The following is a 19183-nucleotide window of genomic DNA, read 5'->3' as shown; positions in this document are numbered from 1 at the left end:
AAGGAGCGAAGCATGCACCGCCCGATCACGTCCACTTACCGTCTGCAGTTGCGGGGGACGCAGGCTGATCCGTCGGGCCGCGGCTTCGGTTTCGCGGACGCGGAAGCCCAGGTCCCCTACCTGAAATCGCTGGGCATCTCCCACCTGTACCTCTCCCCCGTGTTCACCTCGTACCCGGAGTCGAACCACAACTATGACGTCACCGACCCAACGGTGGTCAACCCAGAGCTCGGAGGTTTGGAGGGATTACGAGCGCTGGCTCATACGGCACACGAAGCGGGACTGGGTCTGATCCTGGACATCGTGCCCAACCACCTGGGTGTGGAGACACCGCAGAAGAACAAGTGGTGGTGGGATGTACTCAAGAACGGCCAAGACTCGGAGTACGAGTCCTACTTCGACATCGACTGGCACGAGGACAATGGCGCTGGCGGAAAACTGGGGCTCCCGGTGCTGGGGCAGCCTGGCGACGAAGACGAGTTCGAGCTGACGCTTCTCGACGAGATCGATGAGCCGGTCCTGAAGTATTACGAGAACTACTTCCCACTCAGGCCTGGGTCCTTCGAGTCGCTTGACGACGATCCGCGTGAAGTCTACGAACGCCAGAGCTACCGGCTGATGTACTGGCGCGACGGTGTCATTTCCTACCGCCGTTTCTTCTCCGTCAACGGGCTGGCCGGTATCCGCCAGGAAGATCCGCTCGTTTTCGAGCACACGCACCGGGTGCTGCGGCAGCTCATTGCTGAAGACCTCATCGACGGTATCCGCGTCGACCACCCGGACGGTCTGGCGGATCCGTTCACGTATCTCAACCGACTTCGTGACCTCATTGGGGATGACCGCTGGCTGGTCGCAGAGAAAATCCTCGGAGTCACCGAGCCGCTCGATCCACGCCTGGCGGTCGATGGCACGACCGGCTACGACGCGTTGCGCGAACTCGACGGGATTTTCATCAACCGCGAAGCCGAAGACTCCATGAGCATGCTGTCTTTGCGCCAGTCCGGGTCTACCTGGGATGAGCCCGCCATCGAGGCCGCAGAGCACCAGCTCAAGCGCGACGTCGCCGAGTCCGAGCTCGCCGCAGAGATCCGCCGTCTGACACGCGCCATCCGCCGCGACAACTTCTCCACCGCCGGCTCCAATGTCTCTGAAGAAGACTTGACCAAGACGGTGATCGACCTCATTGCTGCCATGCCGGTGTACCGCGCTGACTACATCTCGCTGTCACGTCAGACTTCTACTGTCGTGGCCGACATGGTGCGCCGTTTCCCGTCCCGGCGCGCTGCCCTTGACCTGATCTCCGCGGCGTTGCTGGCCAACGGTGAGGCGAAGACGCGTTTCGCGCAGGTCTGTGGAGCCGTCATGGCCAAGGGTGTAGAGGACACGCTGTTCTACCGCGCCTGCCGCCTTGTCGCCTTGCAGGAAGTCGGCGGGGCACCTGGACGGTTCGGTGTCTCGGCGGCTGAATTCCACCTGCTCCAGCAAGAGCGCAATAACTTGTGGCCGCACGCCATGACGGCGTTGACCACCCATGACACGAAGCGCAGCGAGGACACCCGCGCACGGATCATTGAGCTGACAGAACGCCCGAAGACATTCGCTGAACTCGTCGCGCAAGTCACGGCGCTCGTTCCCGCACCAGATCAGGCCACCGCGCACTTCCTGATCCAGAACATTATCGGGGTGTGGCCGGCTGACGGCATCACCGAAGATGTTCAGCAGCGTCTGCGCGATTATGCCGTCAAGGCGGTGCGCGAGGCGGGTGTGCATACCTCCTGGTTCGACAACGCCCACGACTTCGAAAAGGCCATCACCGACTGGGTCGACGCTGTCGTGGAGGGGCCGGCAAGTGGCATGATCACTGACTTTGTCAAGGAGATCCACCGGGGTGCTGTCCAGGTCTCCCTCGGCAGGAAGCTGCTTCAACTCGTGGGGCCGGGTATCCCGGACACGTACCAGGGCCAGGAGTTCATCGACCTATCCCTGGTGGATCCGGATAACCGCCGCTTTGTTGATTACGTCAACCGCGAACAAACGCTCTCCCAGTTCAAGGAGAGCGAGGACCACTACGCAGATCTCTGCTTCGCCCACGATAATGCTGACGGCACTGGACTCTACCCGCACCTAGAAGACGTGGCGGACCGCGCGAAGCAGGCAGTTGTCCACGAAGGCGCGATGCTGCGCCGCCAGTACCCGGACATCTTCCTGGGTGGTGACTATCAGGCAGTCTTCGCTGTCGGCGAGGCCGATAACCATGTTGTGGGGATCGCGCGCGGGGCGGATTCGGCCAGCCTCTCCGTGATCGGCTTGGCTGTGCGCCGGCCCCTTATTCTCGAAGACAGTGGCGGATGGGGCGACACCACCGTCACCCTCCCCGAGGGACAGTGGACAGACCGCCTCACCGGGAGAACCTACGAGGGCACGATCCCGTGCGCAGAGCTTCTCGACGTTCTGCCCACCGCACTTTTAGTCAGCCACCACCTCGACTCCGCCCGCTGGGACAGCTAGGCGGAAAGATGGCTAGGCGAAGATGAGCACGAGGGTCACCACAATGGTGACCACGATCACGGCCAGGACCAGCTGGGTGGTGTAGGAGACCTTCACGGGCGACAGGCCTTGCTTCCAGAACTCGTAGTTCTCGCCGTAGGGGTCGTCCTTCTTCGGCTTATTCGCGGCCGGGGCCGACGGGCGGTAGTTCGGCTGGGGCCGGTTCGGGGGCGGATCGGGCAGGAATGCGTCGCCAGAGAAGGTGGCACTCGGCTCCGGGTAGGTGTTTAGGTCAGCCACTGGCGTTCTCCGATCGCTTCGCGGATGTTCAGTTCGAACTGCTCGGGGGTCATGTCGACGTTGTTCGCTTCTTGGTGGACATCAATCCACTTATTGAACAGTTCGGGGATGGTCGCTTCCGGTGCAGGGCTCTGCATCGCGAAGTCGAGGGCGTGCAGGATGCGCATCAGTCCGGTGCGGTTGAATCCGATCCAGTTCACTTCCCCGTCCACGGCTTTGAGGGTAAGTGTCGGCTCTTCAGCCGGCCCGTACGGGCGGCCGCAGAATCCGGTGAGCCATGCGTGGTCGATCACTGTTACTTGGCCCGGTGCAGTGCCCAGGAACAGCCGCGAGGAGGTGCACACGCACGCCGACGTGAACCCGGGAGCGCTCGTGAGTGCAACCTCCAGGATTTCCTCTCCAGGACCGAGCACCTGCATGACGTCGTTCACGACGGCCGGTGCGATTTGGGTGTCGCCGCAGCGCTCTAAAGCTTTACGCGCAAACTCGTTCTCATTCACCACATACGGCAGGTTATCATGTGCGTTGCGTGAAAATGGACTTAGAATCTATGTAGCGAACTCTGAGTGAGCTGAGGTTTGAGTCCGCTGTTTGAGGAAGGAATCCCCCGATGACCGCCATCACTGCTGCACGGTTTGAACGCCCCCGCGCTAAGGCTGAGGATGTTGCCGTTGACCTGTGGGAATGGAGCACCCCGCAGCCGGACCGTCAGACAGTGCTGGAAGCCTCCTTCGCGCTGCCGTACCGGGTCGGGCATGACCGGCCCGTGGACACTCCCACGCTGCCTGTGAAGAAGGACCGCGTGCAATACAAGCGCATGCTCGAGCAGTGGTGGGGTATCACTTCCGCCGAGGAAGCTCGACAGATGACGGAGAGGCTCATCGCCGGCGACGTGCACACAGCCTCGTCAGATGCGGTGCTGCACACCGCCGAGATGCTCACGGGCGAGTTCGCACCGCAGGAATGGCGTTCGCAGGATTTCGCCGAGCGCCGCCGAACAATGGAGATCTTCCTGGAGCACCTGGCTATTTCCAACTGGATGGATCCGAAGCAGCTCTGGACAGACTTCGACCACTGGCTCGCAGTGCGCACCCACCCGTCGTTTGCGAACGTCAATGCGCCGTCGGCCCCGGCAACGACCCGCGCCTGGGACATCATGCGCGTGGAGATGACTGCTGCGACGGCCGCCCTCGTCGGCATCATCACCCCGGAGGAGTACTCCAGCTACGCCGCCCGCGCCGTCGCTGAGCTACAGAAGCACTTCATGTCCTGGGCGGATGCCGCCGCGAGCTTCTGGTGGGGCCGCGCGATTTGGTCAGCTGACACCATCCGCGACAACGCGGACGACATGCAGGGTGAACTCCAGGTGTTTGACCACATTCTCACGGAGGCGTTGACTGACCCGAACTCCCCTTGGCGGCGCTTCCCGCTCCACGCTTAGCCGCTCCTGCCGCGCAGTTTGTCCAGCTCGCGGCGTTCTTTCTTCGTCGGCCGGCCAGCGCCGCGGTCACGCTTCGGCATGGAGTAGAAGTACTCCTTCGGCGGTGGCGGCGGAGAGTGGTCGATGTAGCACTGCCGCGCAATGGGTGCGCCGACGCGTTTCCGGGGCGTGTCGACGACCTCGTAAACCAGGTCGCGGTAATCCTTCCAGGCTTTGACGCGGTCCCCCGGCACGACTTGAGCTGAGGGTTTGACGGCATTGCCGTTGAGTTTCACGTGCCCGGCGCGCACAGCGTTCGCGGCCTCTGTGCGGGTTTTATACATGCGCACCGCCCACACCCACACGTCGATGCGGACGGCGGATCCGTCTGGCACTAGTACTGGTCCCGGTGGTTGATGATCTTCTGAACCTTGCTGTAGTTGACCATTCCGCCGACAACGGCAACTACGAAACCGAGCACGATAAGCGACCACGTTTGGGTCAGAAGTGCCAGTGCGACACCGCCCACAACACCTCCGCCGACCCACAACGCGCCATTGCGGGAATAGCGGCGCACGGCTTGCTTGCGTGCTTCGATCGGGTTATTCGGGCGGGGCTGGATCGTCATGGGGTTCAGTCTAACGCACGCTCCACCCACGTCTGCCCCACCGTGCGTGCTTCGCTCGTGCCCTGAGTCAGAGCCGCCAACAGCTCGTTCAACTCCTCCACACCACCCGGCGCAACGGCGAGGGTGTAGGCGGCCTGAGCGCCGTATTCGACATCGACCACGTCCACTCCTGCAGCACGCAGGTCCGCCTCCACTCTGCCTGCGTCAGCATGCGGCAAGTCGACGCGGGTGAGTTCGCGCATTCGTTTTTCGACGGGTTCCACCAGCTCCAGCGCCTGCGACACCGATTCCGAGTACGCGTGGACGAGACCTCCCGCGCCGAGCTTCACGCCGCCGAAATAGCGGGTGACCACAGCGACCGCACAGCGCAGCCCCGACCCGCGCAGCGCGTCGAGCATTGGTTTGCCAGCTGTGCCGGACGGTTCGCCGTCGTCGGAAGAACGCTCGATGCGTCCTTCCGGGTCCGCGATGAAGGCGGTGCAGTGGTGCCGCGCGTCGGGGAACTCGGCGCGGGCACGCGCGATCACGTCGCGGGCTTCCTCCTCGGATTCAGCGCGGGCGATCCAGGTGATGAAGCGAGATTTCTTGATCACTATCTCGTTGACCACCGGGTCGCCTGGCGGAGGAAGGGTGAATGTCGTCAGCATGAGTTTCAGATATTACTTAGTGTGGGAGACATGAGGTTTGAAGTCTGGGCCCCGCACGCGCACGATGTTCGTCTCATCGTCGACGACACCGAGCACGATATGCGCCGCGATGACAGCCGCCGCGGGTGGTGGACCAGCGATGTCGAGCAGGTTCCTGGCCAGCGCTACGGCTTCACGCTTTTCGACGGCAACGACTGGTCCAAACCCCTCCCCGATCCGCGCTCCCGGCGCCAGCCGGACGGCATTCACGGACTCTCGGAAGTCGTCAGTACAGACTTCCCGTGGACCGACGACCACTGGGTCAACTACGAGTTGCAGGGCCAAGTCATCTACGAGCTTCACGTGGGCACGTTCACGCCGGAGGGAACGTTCGATGCGATCGTCGATAAGCTTGATTACCTCGTTGAACTCGGTGTGACCACGATTGAACTCATGCCTGTCCAGCCGTTCGGGGGCGAGCGCAACTGGGGGTATGACGGTGTCGACTGGTTTGCAGTTCAGGAGTCCTACGGCGGACCGGAGGGCCTCAAACGGCTTGTCGATGCTGCCCACCACCGTGGCGTGGGCGTCTTCCTCGACGTGGTGTACAACCACTTCGGCCCCGACGGCAACTACAACGGCATGTTCGGCCCCTACACCACCGCCGGCTCGACAGGCTGGGGCGATGTGGTCAACCTCTCCGGGGCCAACTCGGACGAGGTGCGCGCCTACGTGCTTGATTCTGTCCGGCAGTGGCTCGACGAGTTCCACATCGACGGGCTGCGACTCGACGCGGTGCACTCCTACGACGACCGCGCGGCGTACTCCATCATGGAGGAGATCAACATGCTCGCCGACGAGATCGAGGTGAAGAACGGCCCGAACCCGATCATCATCGCAGAGAGCGACTTGAATGATCCGCGCATCATTGCCGACTACGCCCACGGCGGGTACGGGCTGGACGCGCAGTGGCTTGACGACGTCCACCATGCCCTCCACACCGTCATCACCGGCGAAAACATCGCTTACTACGAGGACTTCGGAACGGTGGAAATCCTCGCCGACAGCCTCCGCCACGGCTACCGCTTCCGCAGAGACTGGTCCAACTTCCGCGGACGCACGCACGGGCGCGCGCTGAACCTGGAGCAGATCGCCCCGTGGAAGCTGATCACCTACACCACCACGCACGACCAGGTAGGCAACCGCGCAGCGGGCGACCGGCCGTCGCAAAACCTGACGATGGCGCAGCACGCGTTGAAGGCGGCAGTGATCTTCTTCAGCCCGTTCACGCCGATGATCTTCATGGGCGAGGAGTTCTTCGCCCAAACCCCGTTCCCTTTCTTCGTCTCCCACACTGACGAGGACTTGCAGCGGCTCACCCGCGAAGGCCGCGCGCACGAATTCGCCCGCTACGGCTGGAACTTCGACCATGTGCCCGACCCGGTCGACCCCGAGACCTTCGAGTCGGCGAAACTCGACTGGAACTTCGCCGGCGACAACGTGAAGATGTACGAGATCTACAAGGATCTGCTCACGCTGCGCCGCCGGCTCGGGCTGGCCAAAGACGACCTGCGCGAGCTCCGGGTCGATCACGGAGCAGACGGCGAGAAGTGGTTGACCATGGGGTACGACGACGTCTTCCTCGCCGCCAACTTTTCCGACGAGGAGGTCACAGTGCCCGCGGGTGGTGAGTTGGTGTACTCGTACGGCTCGCCGCGCGTCGATAAGCAGCAGACCGTGCTGAGCGCATGGGAGTTCGCGATCATCGCACGCTAGCCCCGCGCTGACTCGCGCTAACCGGTGACGATGAATTCGTACTCCGGTGTGCCCGGCATGAGGCGCTGACAGTCGAAGGAGGCATCCTCCATGCGCGCAAGCAGCGGATCGAGATCCGTCGCGCGAGCCAGTTCGATGCCGACGAGCGCGGCACCGGTCTCCCGGTTGTTCTTCTTCAGGTATTCGAACAGCGAAATATCGTCGTCCGGGCCCAGCACATCGTTGAGGAAACGGCGTAGCTGGCCCGGCTCCTGAGCAAAGTTGACCAGGAAGTAGTGCTTCAACCCGCGGTGGACTAGGGAGCGCTCCATGATCTCCGCGTACCGCAGCACGTCATTGTTGCCGCCGGAGATGACGCAGACGACCGTGCTGCCTGGTGCGAGCTTGACCTCATCGAGCGCGGTGACCGACAGCGCGCCCGCAGGCTCCGCGATGATGCCCTCGTTCTGGTACAGGTCCAGCATGTTCGTGCACACAGCGCCTTCATCGACGTCGACGATGTGGATGCGTCCCTGGTTTTCCTCGATGATGCGGTAGTTGACGTCGCCGATGCGCTTGACCGCGGCCCCATCGACGAACGGATCAATCGCCTCGAGCGTGACCGGTCCGCCCGCGTTCATCGCAGCTGCCAGGGACGCAGCGCCTGCTGGCTCAGTACCGATGATGGCCGTGCGCGGCGACATGTCGGCGAGGTAGGCGGCGATTCCTCCGATCAGACCCCCACCGCCAACGGGGACGAAGATGGAATCGAGCGATTTGCCGAAACCGGTCAGCTGCGTGAGCACTTCTGCCGCAACGGTGCCCTGACCGATGACGGTGTCACGCGCGTTGAAAGGCTCCACGAGGGTGGCACCGCGTTCTTCCGCATCTCGGCGCGCTGCTTCCGCGGCTTCGTCGAAGTTGTTGCCCACGAGCACCAGTTCCACGCTGTCCCCGCCGTGGACCATGATCCGGTCGCGTTTCTGCTTCGGGGTCCGCTTGGGCACGAAGATCTTGCCGTCAATGCCCATCGCCCGGCACGCGTACGCCACCCCTTGCGCATGATTGCCTGCCGACGCTGCGACGACCCCAGCCGCTTTCTCCTCATCGCTCAAGTTGGAAATGTTGTAGTAGGCGCCGCGGATCTTGTACGACCGCACGTCCTGGAGGTCTTCCCGCTTCAGGTACACCTCCACCCCGTGCTGCTGCGACAAGCGCGGGCAGAACTGCAACGGAGTGGGCGCGATGACGCTGGAAATTCCAGCCTGCGCACCCTGGATATCGGAGGCGTGCACGGGCGTGAAATCAGGCGCGGAAGTCATAGAAGATCATCTTAGACCCCTTGGATTTCGCCCGGAAAGCGACTAAACTTCTTCGCGGTTTCTAATCCACTTACTGCACATTGCATGTACGCCCCAAGCGTACTTTTTGAAGGAGTCTTTCCCCGTGAAGAAGCGCACTGGCCTTGTCGCCGCCGCCCTGTCCACCACCCTCATCCTCGGTTCCGTCACCCCCGCTTTTGCTGAGAACGCTCAGAACATTTCTGCCGAAAACGAGGGCAACGACACCCCGTCTGACGACGACAAGGAAGAAAACGGTGATTCCAAGGACCCTTGGAACAAGAACGGCGCGTCCAGTGAGGGACCACTGGACGGCAGCTTCGGTTCTTCCGGCCTGAACCGCCTCGAGAGGTACGTTAACTCCAACCACTTTGAGTCGGTCAGCGCCATCGTCGCTGCTCTTGCCGGCGTGGTTACCGTGGCCACTCAGCTCGCCGCGCTGATCATCAAGATCAACCCGGCTGCGAAGGCGCAGTTCGAGTCCCTCTTCAAGAAGTAGACGCGTGGTAGATAGCTAGCTGAGCTAGTTATCCCGGCACGTTAGCTGGCGAGTAGATGCGCTCGCCAGCTTTTTCTATCCCAGGACTCCGGCACCCATGGCGGCCTTCAAATCGCCCATGAGGCTGCCGGATCTTTCTACTCGCAGGTGGTCCCCCAAGATCATCAATTGGGACTGGTCACCGTTGACCAGGTTCAAGTAGACGTCCGAGTCACCCGGGTTATTCGACAGAACCTGCTTGAGTTTGCGGATGTTGTCCATCGTGCACTGCTCCGTCTTCAGAGTCAGGCGCAACGGTAGACCGGCACCGTTACCGGGGCCGAGCTCTGGGACTTTCACGTCGTCGCCGAATAGGCTCATGCGGTCGTCGCGGATGGACACGTGCGCCTTGACCAGTATGATGTTGTCCTCGACGATCTGCGGCGCCACCAGCGCGTAGACCTTGTTGAACAGTAGCACTTCGACCTGCGCACCGTGGTGGTCCTCGAGGGTGACGATGGCCCATGGGGAACCGTCCTTTTTCGAGTACCGCCGATCCACGCCGGAAATAATGCCGCCGATGGTCACTTCATCACCGTGGCGCATCTCTCCTTCTAGGATCTTCGGCAGCGGAGTGTCGGTCTGGGCGTCAATGGCTTCCTCGAAACCGTCGAGCGGGTGGCCCGAGACATACAAACCGAGCATTTCACGCTCGAGGGCGAGTTTGTGCTTCTTCTCCCACTCGTCGTCAGGCACCTCAATGGAAAACGCGTTCGTGGCCTCCTGGTCTCCCCCGAAGGCAGAAAACAGGTCGAACTGCCCCTTGTCGGCCGCCTTCTTCGTGGTCAGCACCGAATCCACAGCGTCGTCGGAAACCAACAGCAAACCCTTGCGCGGGTGATCCAATGAATCGAACGCGCCCGCCTTGATCAGCGACTCGGTAATGCGCTTGTTGCACGGCAGCAGATCGATCTTGTCCAGGTAATCGGAGAAGTTCGTGAAAGCGCCCTTGGTGCGGCGGGACTCCATGATGGACTCCACCACTTCTGCACCGACATTGCGGATCGCGGCAAGGCCGTAACGGATGTCCTTGTCCACAGCCATGAAAGTCTCTTCAGACTCATTAATGTCCGGCGGGAGCACCGAGATGCCCAGGTGCCTGCAGTCAGCCAGGTAGATCGCGGACTTGTCCTTCTTGTCACCGACGGAGGTCAGCAGAGCGGCCATGTATTCCGCGGCGTAGTTCGCCTTCAGGTAGGCCGTCCAGTAAGACACGAGCGCGTAACCAGCGGCGTGGGACTTGTTGAACGCGTAGGACGCGAACGGCTCGATCGTGCCCCACAGAGCGTCGACAGCAGCCTTAGAGTAACCGTTGTCGAACATGCCCTGGGAAAACTTCTCGTATTCCTGGGCGAGCACCTCGGGCTTCTTCTTACCCATCGCCTTACGGAAGCCGTCTGCTTGGCCGGCGGTGTAGTTGGCCACCTTCTGGGAGATGTTCATGATCTGCTCTTGGTAAACGATCAGACCGTACGTCTCATCGAGAATCTCCTTGAGCGGCTCCTCCAGCTCCGGGTGGATCGGAGTGATCGGCTTGCGGCCGTTCTTGCGGTCCGCGTAATCCCAGTGCGCGTTCACACCCATCGGGCCGGGACGGTAGAGCGCCAACGAGGCGACAATATCGTTGAAGCCGGTCGGCTTCATGCGCTTGAGCAGCTCCTGCATGCCGCCGCCGTCGAGCTGGAACACACCGAGTGTGTCACCACGGGACAGCAGCTCGTAGACCGCTTCATTGTCCGTGTCCAATGCCTCAAGATCAATGGTCTCGCCGCGGTTCTTCTCAATGTTCTCGATGGCGTCACCGATCACCGTGAGGTTACGCAGCCCCAGGAAATCCATCTTCAGCAGACCGATGGCCTCACACGCGGGGTAGTCCCAACCGGTGATCAGTGCGCCGTCGGCAGGCCTCTTCCACATCGGGATGTGGTCCATAAGCGGCACCGACGCCATAATCACGGCACACGCGTGCACGCCCGCTTGCCTGACGACGCCTTCCAGACCCCGCGCCGTCTCATAAATCTTCGCCACGTCTGGGTCGGTCTCAATCATCGAGCGGACTTCAGTGGCCTCGGAGTAGCGGTCGTGCTCCGGGTCGGTAATACCAGACAGCGGGATGTCCTTCGCCATGATCGCCGGTGGGAGTGCAGCGTTGATCCGGTCGGCTTTCTGGAAACCTTCCTGGCCAAAGTTGACCTTGGCGGAGTCCTTGATCGCCTGCTTCGTCTTCACGGTGCCGAAGGTGATCACCTGGGCGATCTTGTCCTCGCCCCAGTTCTCTGCTGCATAGGTGAGCATCTCGCCGCGGCGGCGGTCGTCGAAGTCAATATCGATATCGGGTGCGGACGGACGCTCGGGGTTCAAGAAACGCTCGAAGAGCAGGCCGTGCTCCATCGGATCGATATTGGTGATGGTCAGCGCGTACGCGACCAGGGAACCTGCTGCGGAACCACGGCCCGGACCAACGCGGATACCGATGGAACGTGCGTGCTTGATCAGCTCAGCGACGATGAGGAAGTAGGACGGGTAGCCCTTCATGTCGATGACGTCGATCTCGTAGTCGGCGCGGGTGCGGTAGTCCTCCGGCACCTCCTTGCCCTCGAACCGCTCATCCAGGCCGCGGTGCACTTCCTTGCGCAGCCACGTCGTCGGGGTCTCCCCCTCCGGCACGGTGGCAATCGGCATGCGGTCGTGCGGGTGCTCCGCCCACAACTCGCCATAGTCGCCGACGCGCTCAGCGACCCAGAGAGTGTTGTCGCAGCCGTCGGGCACCATGTCATCCCAATCGTTGCGCATCTGCTCGGCGGACTTGATGTAGTAGCCGGTGCCGTCGAACTTGAACCGGTCCGGGTCCAGCAGCGTCTTACCAGTCTGGACACACAGCATCGCCTCGTGGGCGGGTGCCTGGGATTCCAGCACGTAGTGGCAGTCGTTGGTAACCAACGGCGGCAGGTCTAGAGCTTCGCCGATGCGCAGCAAATCCTCACGGACGCGGCGTTCAATGGTCAGACCGTGGTCCATGAGCTCGAGGAAGTAGTTGTCCTTGCCGTAGATGTCCTGCCACATCGCAGCGGCCTCGAGTGCCTGGTCGTACTGGCCCAATCGCAGGCGCGTTTGCACATCACCGGACGGGCACCCCGTCGTGGCGATAATGCCGTCGGCATGCTCGGCGATGAGCTCCGCATCCATACGCGGCCACTTACCTAGCTGACCTTCGTAAGATGCCAGCGAGCTCAAGCGGAACAGGTTGCGCAACCCTGTCGCGTTCTCCGCCAACATGGTCTGGTGCAGGTACGCACCGGAGGCGGAAACGTCATCGCCCTTCTGGTCCGGAGTGCCCCACAGCACACGCTTCTTATTGAAGCGCGACTCGGGTGCCATGTAGGCCTCGATGCCAATGATGGGCTTGATGCCCGCGTCTGTCATCCGGCGGTAGAACGCATTCGACCCGAACATGTTGCCGTGGTCGGTCATGCCGACCGCGGGCATGCCCTGGCGGGAGACCTCCTCCGCCAGCAGATCCACCTTGGCCATGCCGTCGAGCATGGAGAACTCGGTGTGGTTGTGCAGGTGGACAAAGGAGGATTTTTTGGCCATGAGGAGAGTCTACTCGTAGCGCAAAGCGTCGATCGGTTGCATCTTGGCAGCCTTGTTTGCCGGGTAGAAACCGAAGAAGACGCCGATACCCATTGAGAACAACAGCGAGAACACCACTGCCCCGATCGGTGGGAATGCCACCGGGCCGTAGGAGTCACCTTCGATGAAGCCGAGCAAGCCACTCGACAACACGCCGATGAGGCCGCCGAGTAGCACGCCAATGATTCCACCGAGCAGACACACCATCACTGCCTCTACGATGAACTGGGTGCGGATGTCGCGGCGGGTCGCGCCGAGCGCCTTACGCACACCGATTTCCCGGGTGCGTTCGGTGACGGTGATGAGCATGACGTTCATCACGCCGATTCCGCCGACGAGCAGAGAAATACCACCGATGGACGCGATCACCGAGCTAATGGCGCCAAAGATGGCTGTGAATCCCTCGAGGGACGACTCCATGTCGATGACTTGCGCTTCGGCGTTGTCATTGTGCGCGTACTGGCGGTCCATGTAGCTCTGCAGCTCGTTGCGGAACTCAGCCGGGTCCTCATCACCCGTGGTCTGCACGATGAACATGTTGACGCTTTCAATGGGTTCGGCGATCCGCTCGAGTGAGCTCAACGGGATATAGATCTGACCATAGGCCTGCATCTGACCGAAGCTATCGGCATTTTCTTCCTCGGCTTCGGCGACACCGATCACGGTGAACACCCCGGTGGAATCGCCTTCGATATCGATGCGCTCACCGAGGGCGGCGGCTGCGTCGCCGTCAAAGAATGCGTCGACAAGCTCCTGCGAAATCACCGCGACGGGACGCTCGGTATCAATGTCCTGTTGCGTCACTCCCCGACCGAATTCAACGTTGATGGCGCGAACGCCCAAGGAATCCGCAAGCACCGGATTGATATCGGCAGATGCTGTCTTCTCGCCGTATTTCGTCTCCGCAGGAACCATCTCGGAGATATCCACACCGATGACCCGCTCACCGAAATGCTCCCGGATCTCGCCGAGCTCGTCGATAGAAACCATGTCGGACTCATCATCGACCGGCATGTCCATGCCGCCGGAGAACTCGTCTTCCGGCATCGCTTCTTCTTCGTCTGGAGTTTGGGCGATCATCACCACGTGCCGGGACGCGCCAATGTCTTCCAGACCACTCATCACCTGGTTCTGCAGGCCGCGGCCGAGCGTCATGATGATGATCACGGCCATGATGCCGATGATGATGCCCAGCAGGGTCAAAATGGAGCGCAGTTTATTCGTGCGCAGGCTGCTTGTGGCCAGGTTGATTGATTCACGCAGCTCCATGGGCACCTCCTGCGCGCACATCCACAACGTGGCCGTCCTTCATTTCCACAATCCGCTGCGTCTCTTCGGCTAGGTCTGGGTTGTGGGTAATGAAGACGATGGCTTTGTCGTAGTCCTGATTGAGACGGTGGAAAAGATCCATGACCATGCGTCCGGTTTGGGAGTCGAGGGCACCCGTCGGTTCGTCCGCAAGCAGCAAATCCGGGTCGTTCGCCAGACTGCGCGCAATGGCCACGCGCTGCTTCTGACCACCGGAAAGCTCATTCGGTTCATGCGTGAGGCGGTCACCCATGCCGACAATCTCGAGCAGCTCTGCGGCGCGTTCTTCGCGCTCGCGCTTGCCGACGCCCGCGTACATCATCGGCATGGCAACATTTTGCAGCGCATTGATGCGGCCGACCAAGTTGAAGTTCTGGAAGATGAAGCCGATGTTTTGGGAGCGGTACGTCGCCAGTTCCGTGTCGTTTTTCTGGAAGACATCTTCACCGTTGAAGGCGTAACCGCCGTGGGTGGGCTTATCCAGCATGCCGATCAGGTTCATCAGGGTCGATTTACCGCAACCGGACGGGCCCACAATGGAGACGAACTCACCCTGTTTGGTGTCGAAGTCGATGCCGTGAAGCACCGTGAGCTCGGTGTCTTTGCCCTCGTTGTACTTCTTGATGATGCCGCGCATGAAAATGAGCTGGTCAGGATCGATCTTGACCAGCTGCGGCTGGTCAGCTGCGGGAGTTTCCGTCACGGTGGTTACTCCTGCGCGGACTTATCGGCGGGTTTGTTACCGGACTTGTCAGCGGATGTGTCATCGGCGATGGTCACTTCTTCACCGATGCGATCGCGATAATCGTCCGGCCAGGCGATGACCGTGTCGCCCTCCTTCAGGTCTCCTCCGGTGATAGCGATGTCGGTGTCGTTCTTCACACCGGTTTCCACAGTGCGCTCTTCGATCTTGCCCGTGGTGGCGTCCTCGTTCTCGCGGGCGAGCACGAGCACCTTGTTGCCGTCGAACACAGCGTCGCGTGGGATGCTCAATCCATCCGGGCTTTCATCGGTGATGATCTCCACCCGCGCGGACGCTCCCAAGCGCAAGTCCTTGGTATCGCCAGTGACCTCAATCTCCACCGGGAAGGTGACACCGGTGTCCTTCTTGTCGCCGCCCTGGCCCTGCATCGCACGCGCGGCGGCTTCAGCACCCGCGCCGGCGGGATCCCCGTCAGCCATAGGGGCGACACGGCGCACGCGGCCCTCAAACTCCTTGTCATCCGTCACCGGGGTGGTGAAGGTGACGCGGTTTCCTTCGCGCACATTGGCCACATCGGACTCGCGCACGTTGGCGCGGACGAGGAAGCGCGAGGTATCGGACACGGTCATCAGGCCACCCGCGGCCGGCGATCCCTCCTCCGCCTCGATCTTGGTCACCACACCGTCCATGGGGGCGTAGATTTCTGGATCTGGCGTCTCGTATTCCTGGATGCTTTCTTCAGCCTGGGCCTGAGCCTGCTGCTGCATGAGCATTTCTTGTGTGGCCGGATCAGCTGCCGGATCGCCCATTCCTGGGCCAGGAACGCCTGGGGCACCTGGGGCACCCGGAGCCCCCTGCGCGTCCATCATCTGCTGCTCAATGGCCTGCTGTGCTTCGCGCTGCCCCTGCTCGCGGCCTTGCGCGTGGGCTTCACCCAGCGCACGCTCGACCTCTTCCCTGCTCGGACCAGAATTGCCCGGCTGTGCCGGCTGTCCCTGCGGGGGCGGAGGCGGGGCGCACGGTTTACCGGGTTTCGGGTGGCCCGGCAGCAACGGTTTCAGGCAGTCCTCGATGGCACTGCCGGCATCCAAGAGGGTCTCGTGCAGGCTGCCCGCAGCATCCATTTCAAGTGCTTCCGCCCCAGCACCCTGGCTTTGCAGCTGCGGGCCGGCAGAGGTGTCCATGGTGACCAGGAGCTGGCCCTTTTTCACCTTGTCGCCCAGCTGCACGTGAATTTTCTCAACGGGTGCTGCCATAGCGGAGGAGATGCCAGCCTGCTTGATCGGCGCGACGGACCCGTCGACGACAATGCTGTTGACCACGCCTTCTTTCGCAACGACCTGGTAGTCGCCGGAGCCGAGGTCACCGGAGGCGGCATCTCCCCCGCCGCCCATGCCGCAGGCCGAGGCAAAGAATAGGGTCGAGGCAACAGCCAGGGACACTCCAGTTTTACGGGCAGTGCGGAAAGAAGACAATGTCATCTCCTGATCATCGATCAAACAGGGTCGCTTGGGCTTCAAGCTCTTCTTGACATTACACCGTCATCCTTATAATTCACCCCCGAGAGTATCGACGGGGCGAATGGCAAAGGCTCCCCACACGGCATCGGGAGGAAGCGCCTCGACGGACCACACCCGCTCGTTGTCGGCGAGCTGGCGCAACGCGTCGCCGGTGTCCCACACGACTACTCCAGCAAGGTCTTCTTCGGTTGCCACGGTGAAATTGTGCGCGCGGTCGCCCTCCCCGACAGGCAGCGGATGCGACTCGGGCGGCAGAATCGCGTTCACTCGACCAATGGGCTCCAAGACATCCGCGGCCTCTTCCGCGCTCAACGCCGGTGAGAACGTGACCAGGGCGAAGACACGCTCGTCGCCCGGAGCGCTGCGCATGCTTATCGACGCTCGCTGCGCATATTCCTGCGCACTCTCCCCCGCGTCTGGACCGAGCTGGTCGCCTTGGGGCGCCGGTTCAAATCCGGTACGGGTTCCCAACAGCCAGATCCCGGTGATGAGAACCACCGAGACAGCGAGCACCCCGATGACGGCGGTCAGTGCAGTGGGGAACTTTCTCATGCCCGCAGCACGTCCACTGCGTGCTGAAGGTCGGGTGGATAGGGTGACTCCACTTCCATCCACACACCGGTGCCGGGGTGGACGAAACCGAGTGCAGTGGCGTGCAACCACTGCCGGATCAGCCCCAGCCGCTTGCCCAAGTTCGGGTCGGAGCCGTACATCGGATCCCCCACGCAGGGGTGGCCCACCGAGGACATGTGGACGCGGATCTGGTGCGTGCGTCCCGTTTCCAAGTGGACTTCCAGCAGGCTTGCTTCCCGGAACGCCTCGAGAACCTCGTAATGGGTGACTGAGTGACGCCCGTCTGCGGTGACGGCGAACTTCCACCCCGACGACGGGTGCCGGCCAATCGGCGCGTCGATCGTTCCCACGATCGGATCGGGCAAACCCTGCACGACGGCGTGATAAGTCTTCTCCACCGTGCGCTCTTTGAACGCGCGCTTGAGCACCGAGTACCCCGGGATCGAGTTGGCCACGACCATGACACCCGAGGTACCCACGTCGAGCCGCTGCACAATGCCCTTGCGCTCCGGCGGGCCTGCATCGGGCAATTGGTAGCCCATGGCTTGCAGCCCGCCCACCACCGTGGGGCCGTCCCAACCCAGCGTCGGGTGCGCGGCAACGCCGACGGGCTTGTCCACGACAATGACGTCATCATCGTCGTACAGCACCGTCAGACCTTCAACGATCTCCTCCTTCGGCATCGGCGCCTGCTTCGGCTCCGGCAAGGTCACCTCGAGGCTATGCCCGGTGGAGACGCGGTCGGATTTCGTCACTCGGGAGCCGTCGATAAGCACCTCGCCCGCTTCAATGAGCTCAGCCGCGACAGTGCGCGACAGACCGAATGCTTTGGCCACGGCAGCGTCGACACGCATGCTGTCGAGCCCCTCCGGAACAACGAGCGAACGGTACCTACTCATTGCTGCCCCCGTCTTTGTCCTCATCCTTATCTTCATTGTTGTCCCCCAGGAACAAGGAGAGCACGAAGACCGCTACCCCGACATTGATGGCGATGTCCGCGACGTTGAACACCGCGAAGCTGCCGACGGAGATGTAGTCCACCACGTGCCCGAACCAGAATCCCGGATCGCGGAACAGGCGGTCGATGAGGTTGCCCAGCGCGCCGCCGGCGATGAGCGCGATGCCCAGCGCCTCCCACTTATCGCGGATCCGCGGGGCCACAAGGAGCGCGCCGACAACGAAGACGAGCTGGATCGTGGTGAAGATCCACGTGGAGTTTTGGCCCATGGAGAAGGCCGCGCCGGGGTTGAACAGCAGGTAAAGACGGAACCAGTCGCCGATCAGATACACCGGCTCACCCGGGGTGAGCACCGTGACCATGGTCTGTTTGAGGATTTGATCGATCACACCGACCGCGGCCATGACGCTCACGATGAGCGGAACATAAGGGCGGGTGCGGGTAGCTCGGCTTTCTGTGGTCATCGTCGCCTTACTGTAGTCGCTTGGCAGTGCGGTAGGTTCGATGTGTGAGATATCGGTTCCTTTCCCTGCTGCTTGCCGCATCGCTCGGGCTGAGCGCATGCGCGAAAACCGACCCGATGGACGATGTCCCAGCCTTCGAGGTCGACACCGCCACCGTGACTCTGGAAGACCAGGGCGACGGTGAGAAGCGTCAGCTGGTGTATTCAGGCGGGGAGCAAACCACGACCGTTGAGGTCTCCTACGGCGTGGCTCAAGGCGCAGTAGCCACCGACAGCGTCGACCCCGAGGCCCCGGCCGGCGGTGACGTGGACAAGGTCACGCTGCCGTTGACTATCTACATCGCAGACGATGCCTCCGAGGCGAGGGTCGGTGAGCCGAAGCATTCGAACTTGGATGCCGGCACGGACTCCCTGACTGCGGAGGACTTCCGCATGCGGTGGCAGCACGACGTCCACGGCAATATCCAGGACATCAAGCTGCTTCCACCGGAGGGCAGCTCCGACGAAGGGCGCGCGATTGTTGAGGGTGCTCTGCTCCAGGTTCTTGCCGCCCAACCGGTGTTTCCCATTGAGCCCGTCGGCGAGGGAGCGACGTGGACTGTGCAAACGCGCACGATCGGCGGTGCCCACATGCTGCGCACGACGCGCTACACCGTGGACTCCCTCGATGGTGACACCGTCGTCCTGTCCCTCGACATCGAAGACGAGCCGACGGAGACAGAGCTCACCATCGACGACACCCAGGCCGGCGGCACGTTGACGGCTGATGAGTGGTCGACCACGTCCGACGCGACCATCACAGTGGACCTCACGAAACCGCTGCCCACGCAGGGCCAGAACGCCGCGACGACCCGCACCGTCTACAACGGCCCCAACCCCGATTTCAAAGTGGTCCAGGACGTGACCACCGCAACGACCTACGGGAAATAAC

At 62.0% G+C, this 19183-nt stretch carries 18 protein-coding genes; 5 read left to right on the top strand and 13 right to left on the bottom strand.

The features are described 5' to 3' along the window. Positions 1 to 12: 12 nt before the first annotated feature. A complete protein-coding gene (gene treY / locus HMPREF0291_RS06505) occupies positions 13 to 2508 on the top strand; it encodes a malto-oligosyltrehalose synthase (RefSeq protein WP_005289625.1) in 2496 nt (831 codons plus the stop codon). Positions 2509 to 2520: 12 nt separating this feature from the next. Here the strand turns inward: treY and HMPREF0291_RS06500 are convergent, their stop codons facing one another. Together HMPREF0291_RS06500 and HMPREF0291_RS06495 are read right to left on the bottom strand one after the other, a co-directional pair. After that, a complete protein-coding gene (locus tag HMPREF0291_RS06500; protein WP_005289624.1) occupies positions 2521 to 2787 on the bottom strand; it encodes a hypothetical protein in 267 nt (88 codons plus the stop codon). Beyond that, a complete protein-coding gene (locus tag HMPREF0291_RS06495) occupies positions 2775 to 3287 on the bottom strand; it encodes a hypothetical protein (protein WP_005289623.1) in 513 nt (170 codons plus the stop codon). Before HMPREF0291_RS06495 ends, HMPREF0291_RS06500 begins: the two co-directional genes overlap by 13 nt. A gap of 110 nt (positions 3288 to 3397) precedes the next feature. Here HMPREF0291_RS06495 and HMPREF0291_RS06490 point away from each other — a divergent pair, with 110 nt between their 5' ends. Beyond that, the gene (locus tag HMPREF0291_RS06490; RefSeq protein ID WP_005289622.1) at positions 3398 to 4228 is read left to right on the top strand and encodes a DUF1266 domain-containing protein; all 831 of its coding nucleotides are present in this window, start codon (positions 3398 to 3400) and stop codon (positions 4226 to 4228) included. On the opposite strand, the gene HMPREF0291_RS06485 is transcribed toward HMPREF0291_RS06490, so the two are convergent. From HMPREF0291_RS06485 to HMPREF0291_RS06475, 3 genes are read right to left on the bottom strand one after another with little or no spacing between them, the layout of a single operon-like run. Beyond that, positions 4225 to 4602, bottom strand: a complete 378-nt coding sequence (locus HMPREF0291_RS06485; protein WP_005289621.1) for an RNA-binding S4 domain-containing protein — start codon at positions 4600 to 4602, stop codon at positions 4225 to 4227. The two genes, HMPREF0291_RS06490 and HMPREF0291_RS06485, sit on opposite strands and share 4 nt — an antisense overlap. Further along, complete coding sequence (locus HMPREF0291_RS06480; RefSeq protein ID WP_005289620.1) at positions 4602 to 4835, bottom strand: hypothetical protein; 234 nt, start codon at positions 4833 to 4835, stop codon at positions 4602 to 4604. The genes HMPREF0291_RS06485 and HMPREF0291_RS06480 overlap by 1 nt, the downstream gene beginning before the upstream one ends. Positions 4836 to 4840: 5 nt before the next feature. Beyond that, the gene (locus HMPREF0291_RS06475) at positions 4841 to 5482 is read right to left on the bottom strand and encodes a YigZ family protein (protein ID WP_005289619.1); all 642 of its coding nucleotides are present in this window, start codon (positions 5480 to 5482) and stop codon (positions 4841 to 4843) included. Positions 5483 to 5512: 30 nt separating this feature from the next. On the opposite strand from HMPREF0291_RS06475, the gene treZ reads away from it, so the two are divergent. Next, entirely contained in the window at positions 5513 to 7237 is a 1725-nt protein-coding gene (treZ, locus tag HMPREF0291_RS06470; RefSeq protein WP_005289618.1) for a malto-oligosyltrehalose trehalohydrolase, read from the top strand. 17 nt (positions 7238 to 7254) lie between these two features. Here the strand turns inward: treZ and ilvA are convergent, their stop codons facing one another. Beyond that, entirely contained in the window at positions 7255 to 8538 is a 1284-nt protein-coding gene (gene ilvA, locus HMPREF0291_RS06465) for a threonine ammonia-lyase IlvA (RefSeq protein WP_005289617.1), read from the bottom strand. 124 nt (positions 8539 to 8662) lie between these two features. Between ilvA and HMPREF0291_RS06460 the strand changes: the two genes are divergently transcribed. Then, entirely contained in the window at positions 8663 to 9055 is a 393-nt protein-coding gene (locus tag HMPREF0291_RS06460; protein ID WP_040423606.1) for a hypothetical protein, read from the top strand. A gap of 75 nt (positions 9056 to 9130) precedes the next feature. Here HMPREF0291_RS06460 and dnaE read toward each other — a convergent pair whose 3' ends face one another. From dnaE to lspA, 7 genes are all read right to left on the bottom strand, one after another. Then, positions 9131 to 12688 (bottom strand): DNA polymerase III subunit alpha, encoded by a 3558-nt coding sequence (dnaE, locus tag HMPREF0291_RS06455; RefSeq protein WP_005289615.1) that lies wholly within the window; start codon positions 12686 to 12688, stop codon positions 9131 to 9133. Between the two features lie 9 nt (positions 12689 to 12697). Then, entirely contained in the window at positions 12698 to 13996 is a 1299-nt protein-coding gene (locus HMPREF0291_RS06450; protein ID WP_040423604.1) for an ABC transporter permease, read from the bottom strand. Continuing rightward, complete coding sequence (locus HMPREF0291_RS06445; RefSeq protein WP_040424334.1) at positions 13983 to 14672, bottom strand: ABC transporter ATP-binding protein; 690 nt, start codon at positions 14670 to 14672, stop codon at positions 13983 to 13985. Before HMPREF0291_RS06445 ends, HMPREF0291_RS06450 begins: the two co-directional genes overlap by 14 nt. Positions 14673 to 14743: 71 nt before the next feature. After that, positions 14744 to 16219 carry an efflux RND transporter periplasmic adaptor subunit gene (locus HMPREF0291_RS11310; RefSeq protein ID WP_156774821.1) on the bottom strand — a complete coding sequence of 492 codons (1476 nt, stop codon included), beginning with the start codon at positions 16217 to 16219 and terminating at the stop codon, positions 14744 to 14746. Positions 16220 to 16285: 66 nt separating this feature from the next. Beyond that, positions 16286 to 16810: a hypothetical protein gene (locus HMPREF0291_RS06435; protein WP_005289611.1), complete on the bottom strand. Its 525-nt coding sequence runs from the start codon at positions 16808 to 16810 to the stop codon at positions 16286 to 16288. Next, the gene (locus tag HMPREF0291_RS06430) at positions 16807 to 17730 is read right to left on the bottom strand and encodes an RluA family pseudouridine synthase (protein WP_005289610.1); all 924 of its coding nucleotides are present in this window, start codon (positions 17728 to 17730) and stop codon (positions 16807 to 16809) included. The genes HMPREF0291_RS06435 and HMPREF0291_RS06430 overlap by 4 nt, the downstream gene beginning before the upstream one ends. Next, positions 17723 to 18253, bottom strand: coding sequence for a signal peptidase II (lspA, locus tag HMPREF0291_RS06425; RefSeq protein WP_040423602.1), 531 nt, complete (start codon positions 18251 to 18253; stop codon positions 17723 to 17725). Before lspA ends, HMPREF0291_RS06430 begins: the two co-directional genes overlap by 8 nt. A gap of 44 nt (positions 18254 to 18297) precedes the next feature. Here lspA and HMPREF0291_RS06420 point away from each other — a divergent pair, with 44 nt between their 5' ends. Next, positions 18298 to 19182 (top strand): hypothetical protein, encoded by an 885-nt coding sequence (locus HMPREF0291_RS06420; RefSeq protein WP_156774820.1) that lies wholly within the window; start codon positions 18298 to 18300, stop codon positions 19180 to 19182. The last annotated feature ends 1 nt before the right edge of the window (position 19183 follow it).

It is taken from the genome of Corynebacterium genitalium ATCC 33030, assembly GCF_000143825.1.
In the GTDB taxonomy this organism is placed as follows: domain Bacteria; phylum Actinomycetota; class Actinomycetes; order Mycobacteriales; family Mycobacteriaceae; genus Corynebacterium; species Corynebacterium genitalium.
The sequence above is the reverse complement of the archived record's forward strand: the minus strand, read 5'-3'. Positions and strand labels throughout refer to the sequence as shown.

What these genes read in the sequence shown, in the direction of transcription:
- HMPREF0291_RS11310 (WP_156774821.1), bottom strand. Translation starts at nt 16,219, where the DNA reads ATGACATTGTCTTCTTTCCGCACTGCCCGTAAAACTGGAGTGTCCCTG.
- ilvA (WP_005289617.1), bottom strand. Translation starts at nt 8,538, where the DNA reads ATGACTTCCGCGCCTGATTTCACGCCCGTGCACGCCTCCGATATCCAG.
- HMPREF0291_RS06480 (WP_005289620.1), bottom strand. Translation starts at nt 4,835, where the DNA reads ATGACGATCCAGCCCCGCCCGAATAACCCGATCGAAGCACGCAAGCAA.
- HMPREF0291_RS06435 (WP_005289611.1), bottom strand. Translation starts at nt 16,810, where the DNA reads ATGAGAAAGTTCCCCACTGCACTGACCGCCGTCATCGGGGTGCTCGCT.
- HMPREF0291_RS06490 (WP_005289622.1), top strand. Translation starts at nt 3,398, where the DNA reads ATGACCGCCATCACTGCTGCACGGTTTGAACGCCCCCGCGCTAAGGCT.
- HMPREF0291_RS06475 (WP_005289619.1), bottom strand. Translation starts at nt 5,482, where the DNA reads ATGCTGACGACATTCACCCTTCCTCCGCCAGGCGACCCGGTGGTCAAC.
- HMPREF0291_RS06430 (WP_005289610.1), bottom strand. Translation starts at nt 17,730, where the DNA reads ATGAGTAGGTACCGTTCGCTCGTTGTTCCGGAGGGGCTCGACAGCATG.
- dnaE (WP_005289615.1), bottom strand. Translation starts at nt 12,688, where the DNA reads ATGGCCAAAAAATCCTCCTTTGTCCACCTGCACAACCACACCGAGTTC.
- HMPREF0291_RS06450 (WP_040423604.1), bottom strand. Translation starts at nt 13,996, where the DNA reads ATGGAGCTGCGTGAATCAATCAACCTGGCCACAAGCAGCCTGCGCACG.
- lspA (WP_040423602.1), bottom strand. Translation starts at nt 18,253, where the DNA reads ATGACCACAGAAAGCCGAGCTACCCGCACCCGCCCTTATGTTCCGCTC.
- HMPREF0291_RS06445 (WP_040424334.1), bottom strand. Translation starts at nt 14,672, where the DNA reads ATGCGCGGCATCATCAAGAAGTACAACGAGGGCAAAGACACCGAGCTC.
- treY (WP_005289625.1), top strand. Translation starts at nt 13, where the DNA reads ATGCACCGCCCGATCACGTCCACTTACCGTCTGCAGTTGCGGGGGACG.
- treZ (WP_005289618.1), top strand. Translation starts at nt 5,513, where the DNA reads ATGAGGTTTGAAGTCTGGGCCCCGCACGCGCACGATGTTCGTCTCATC.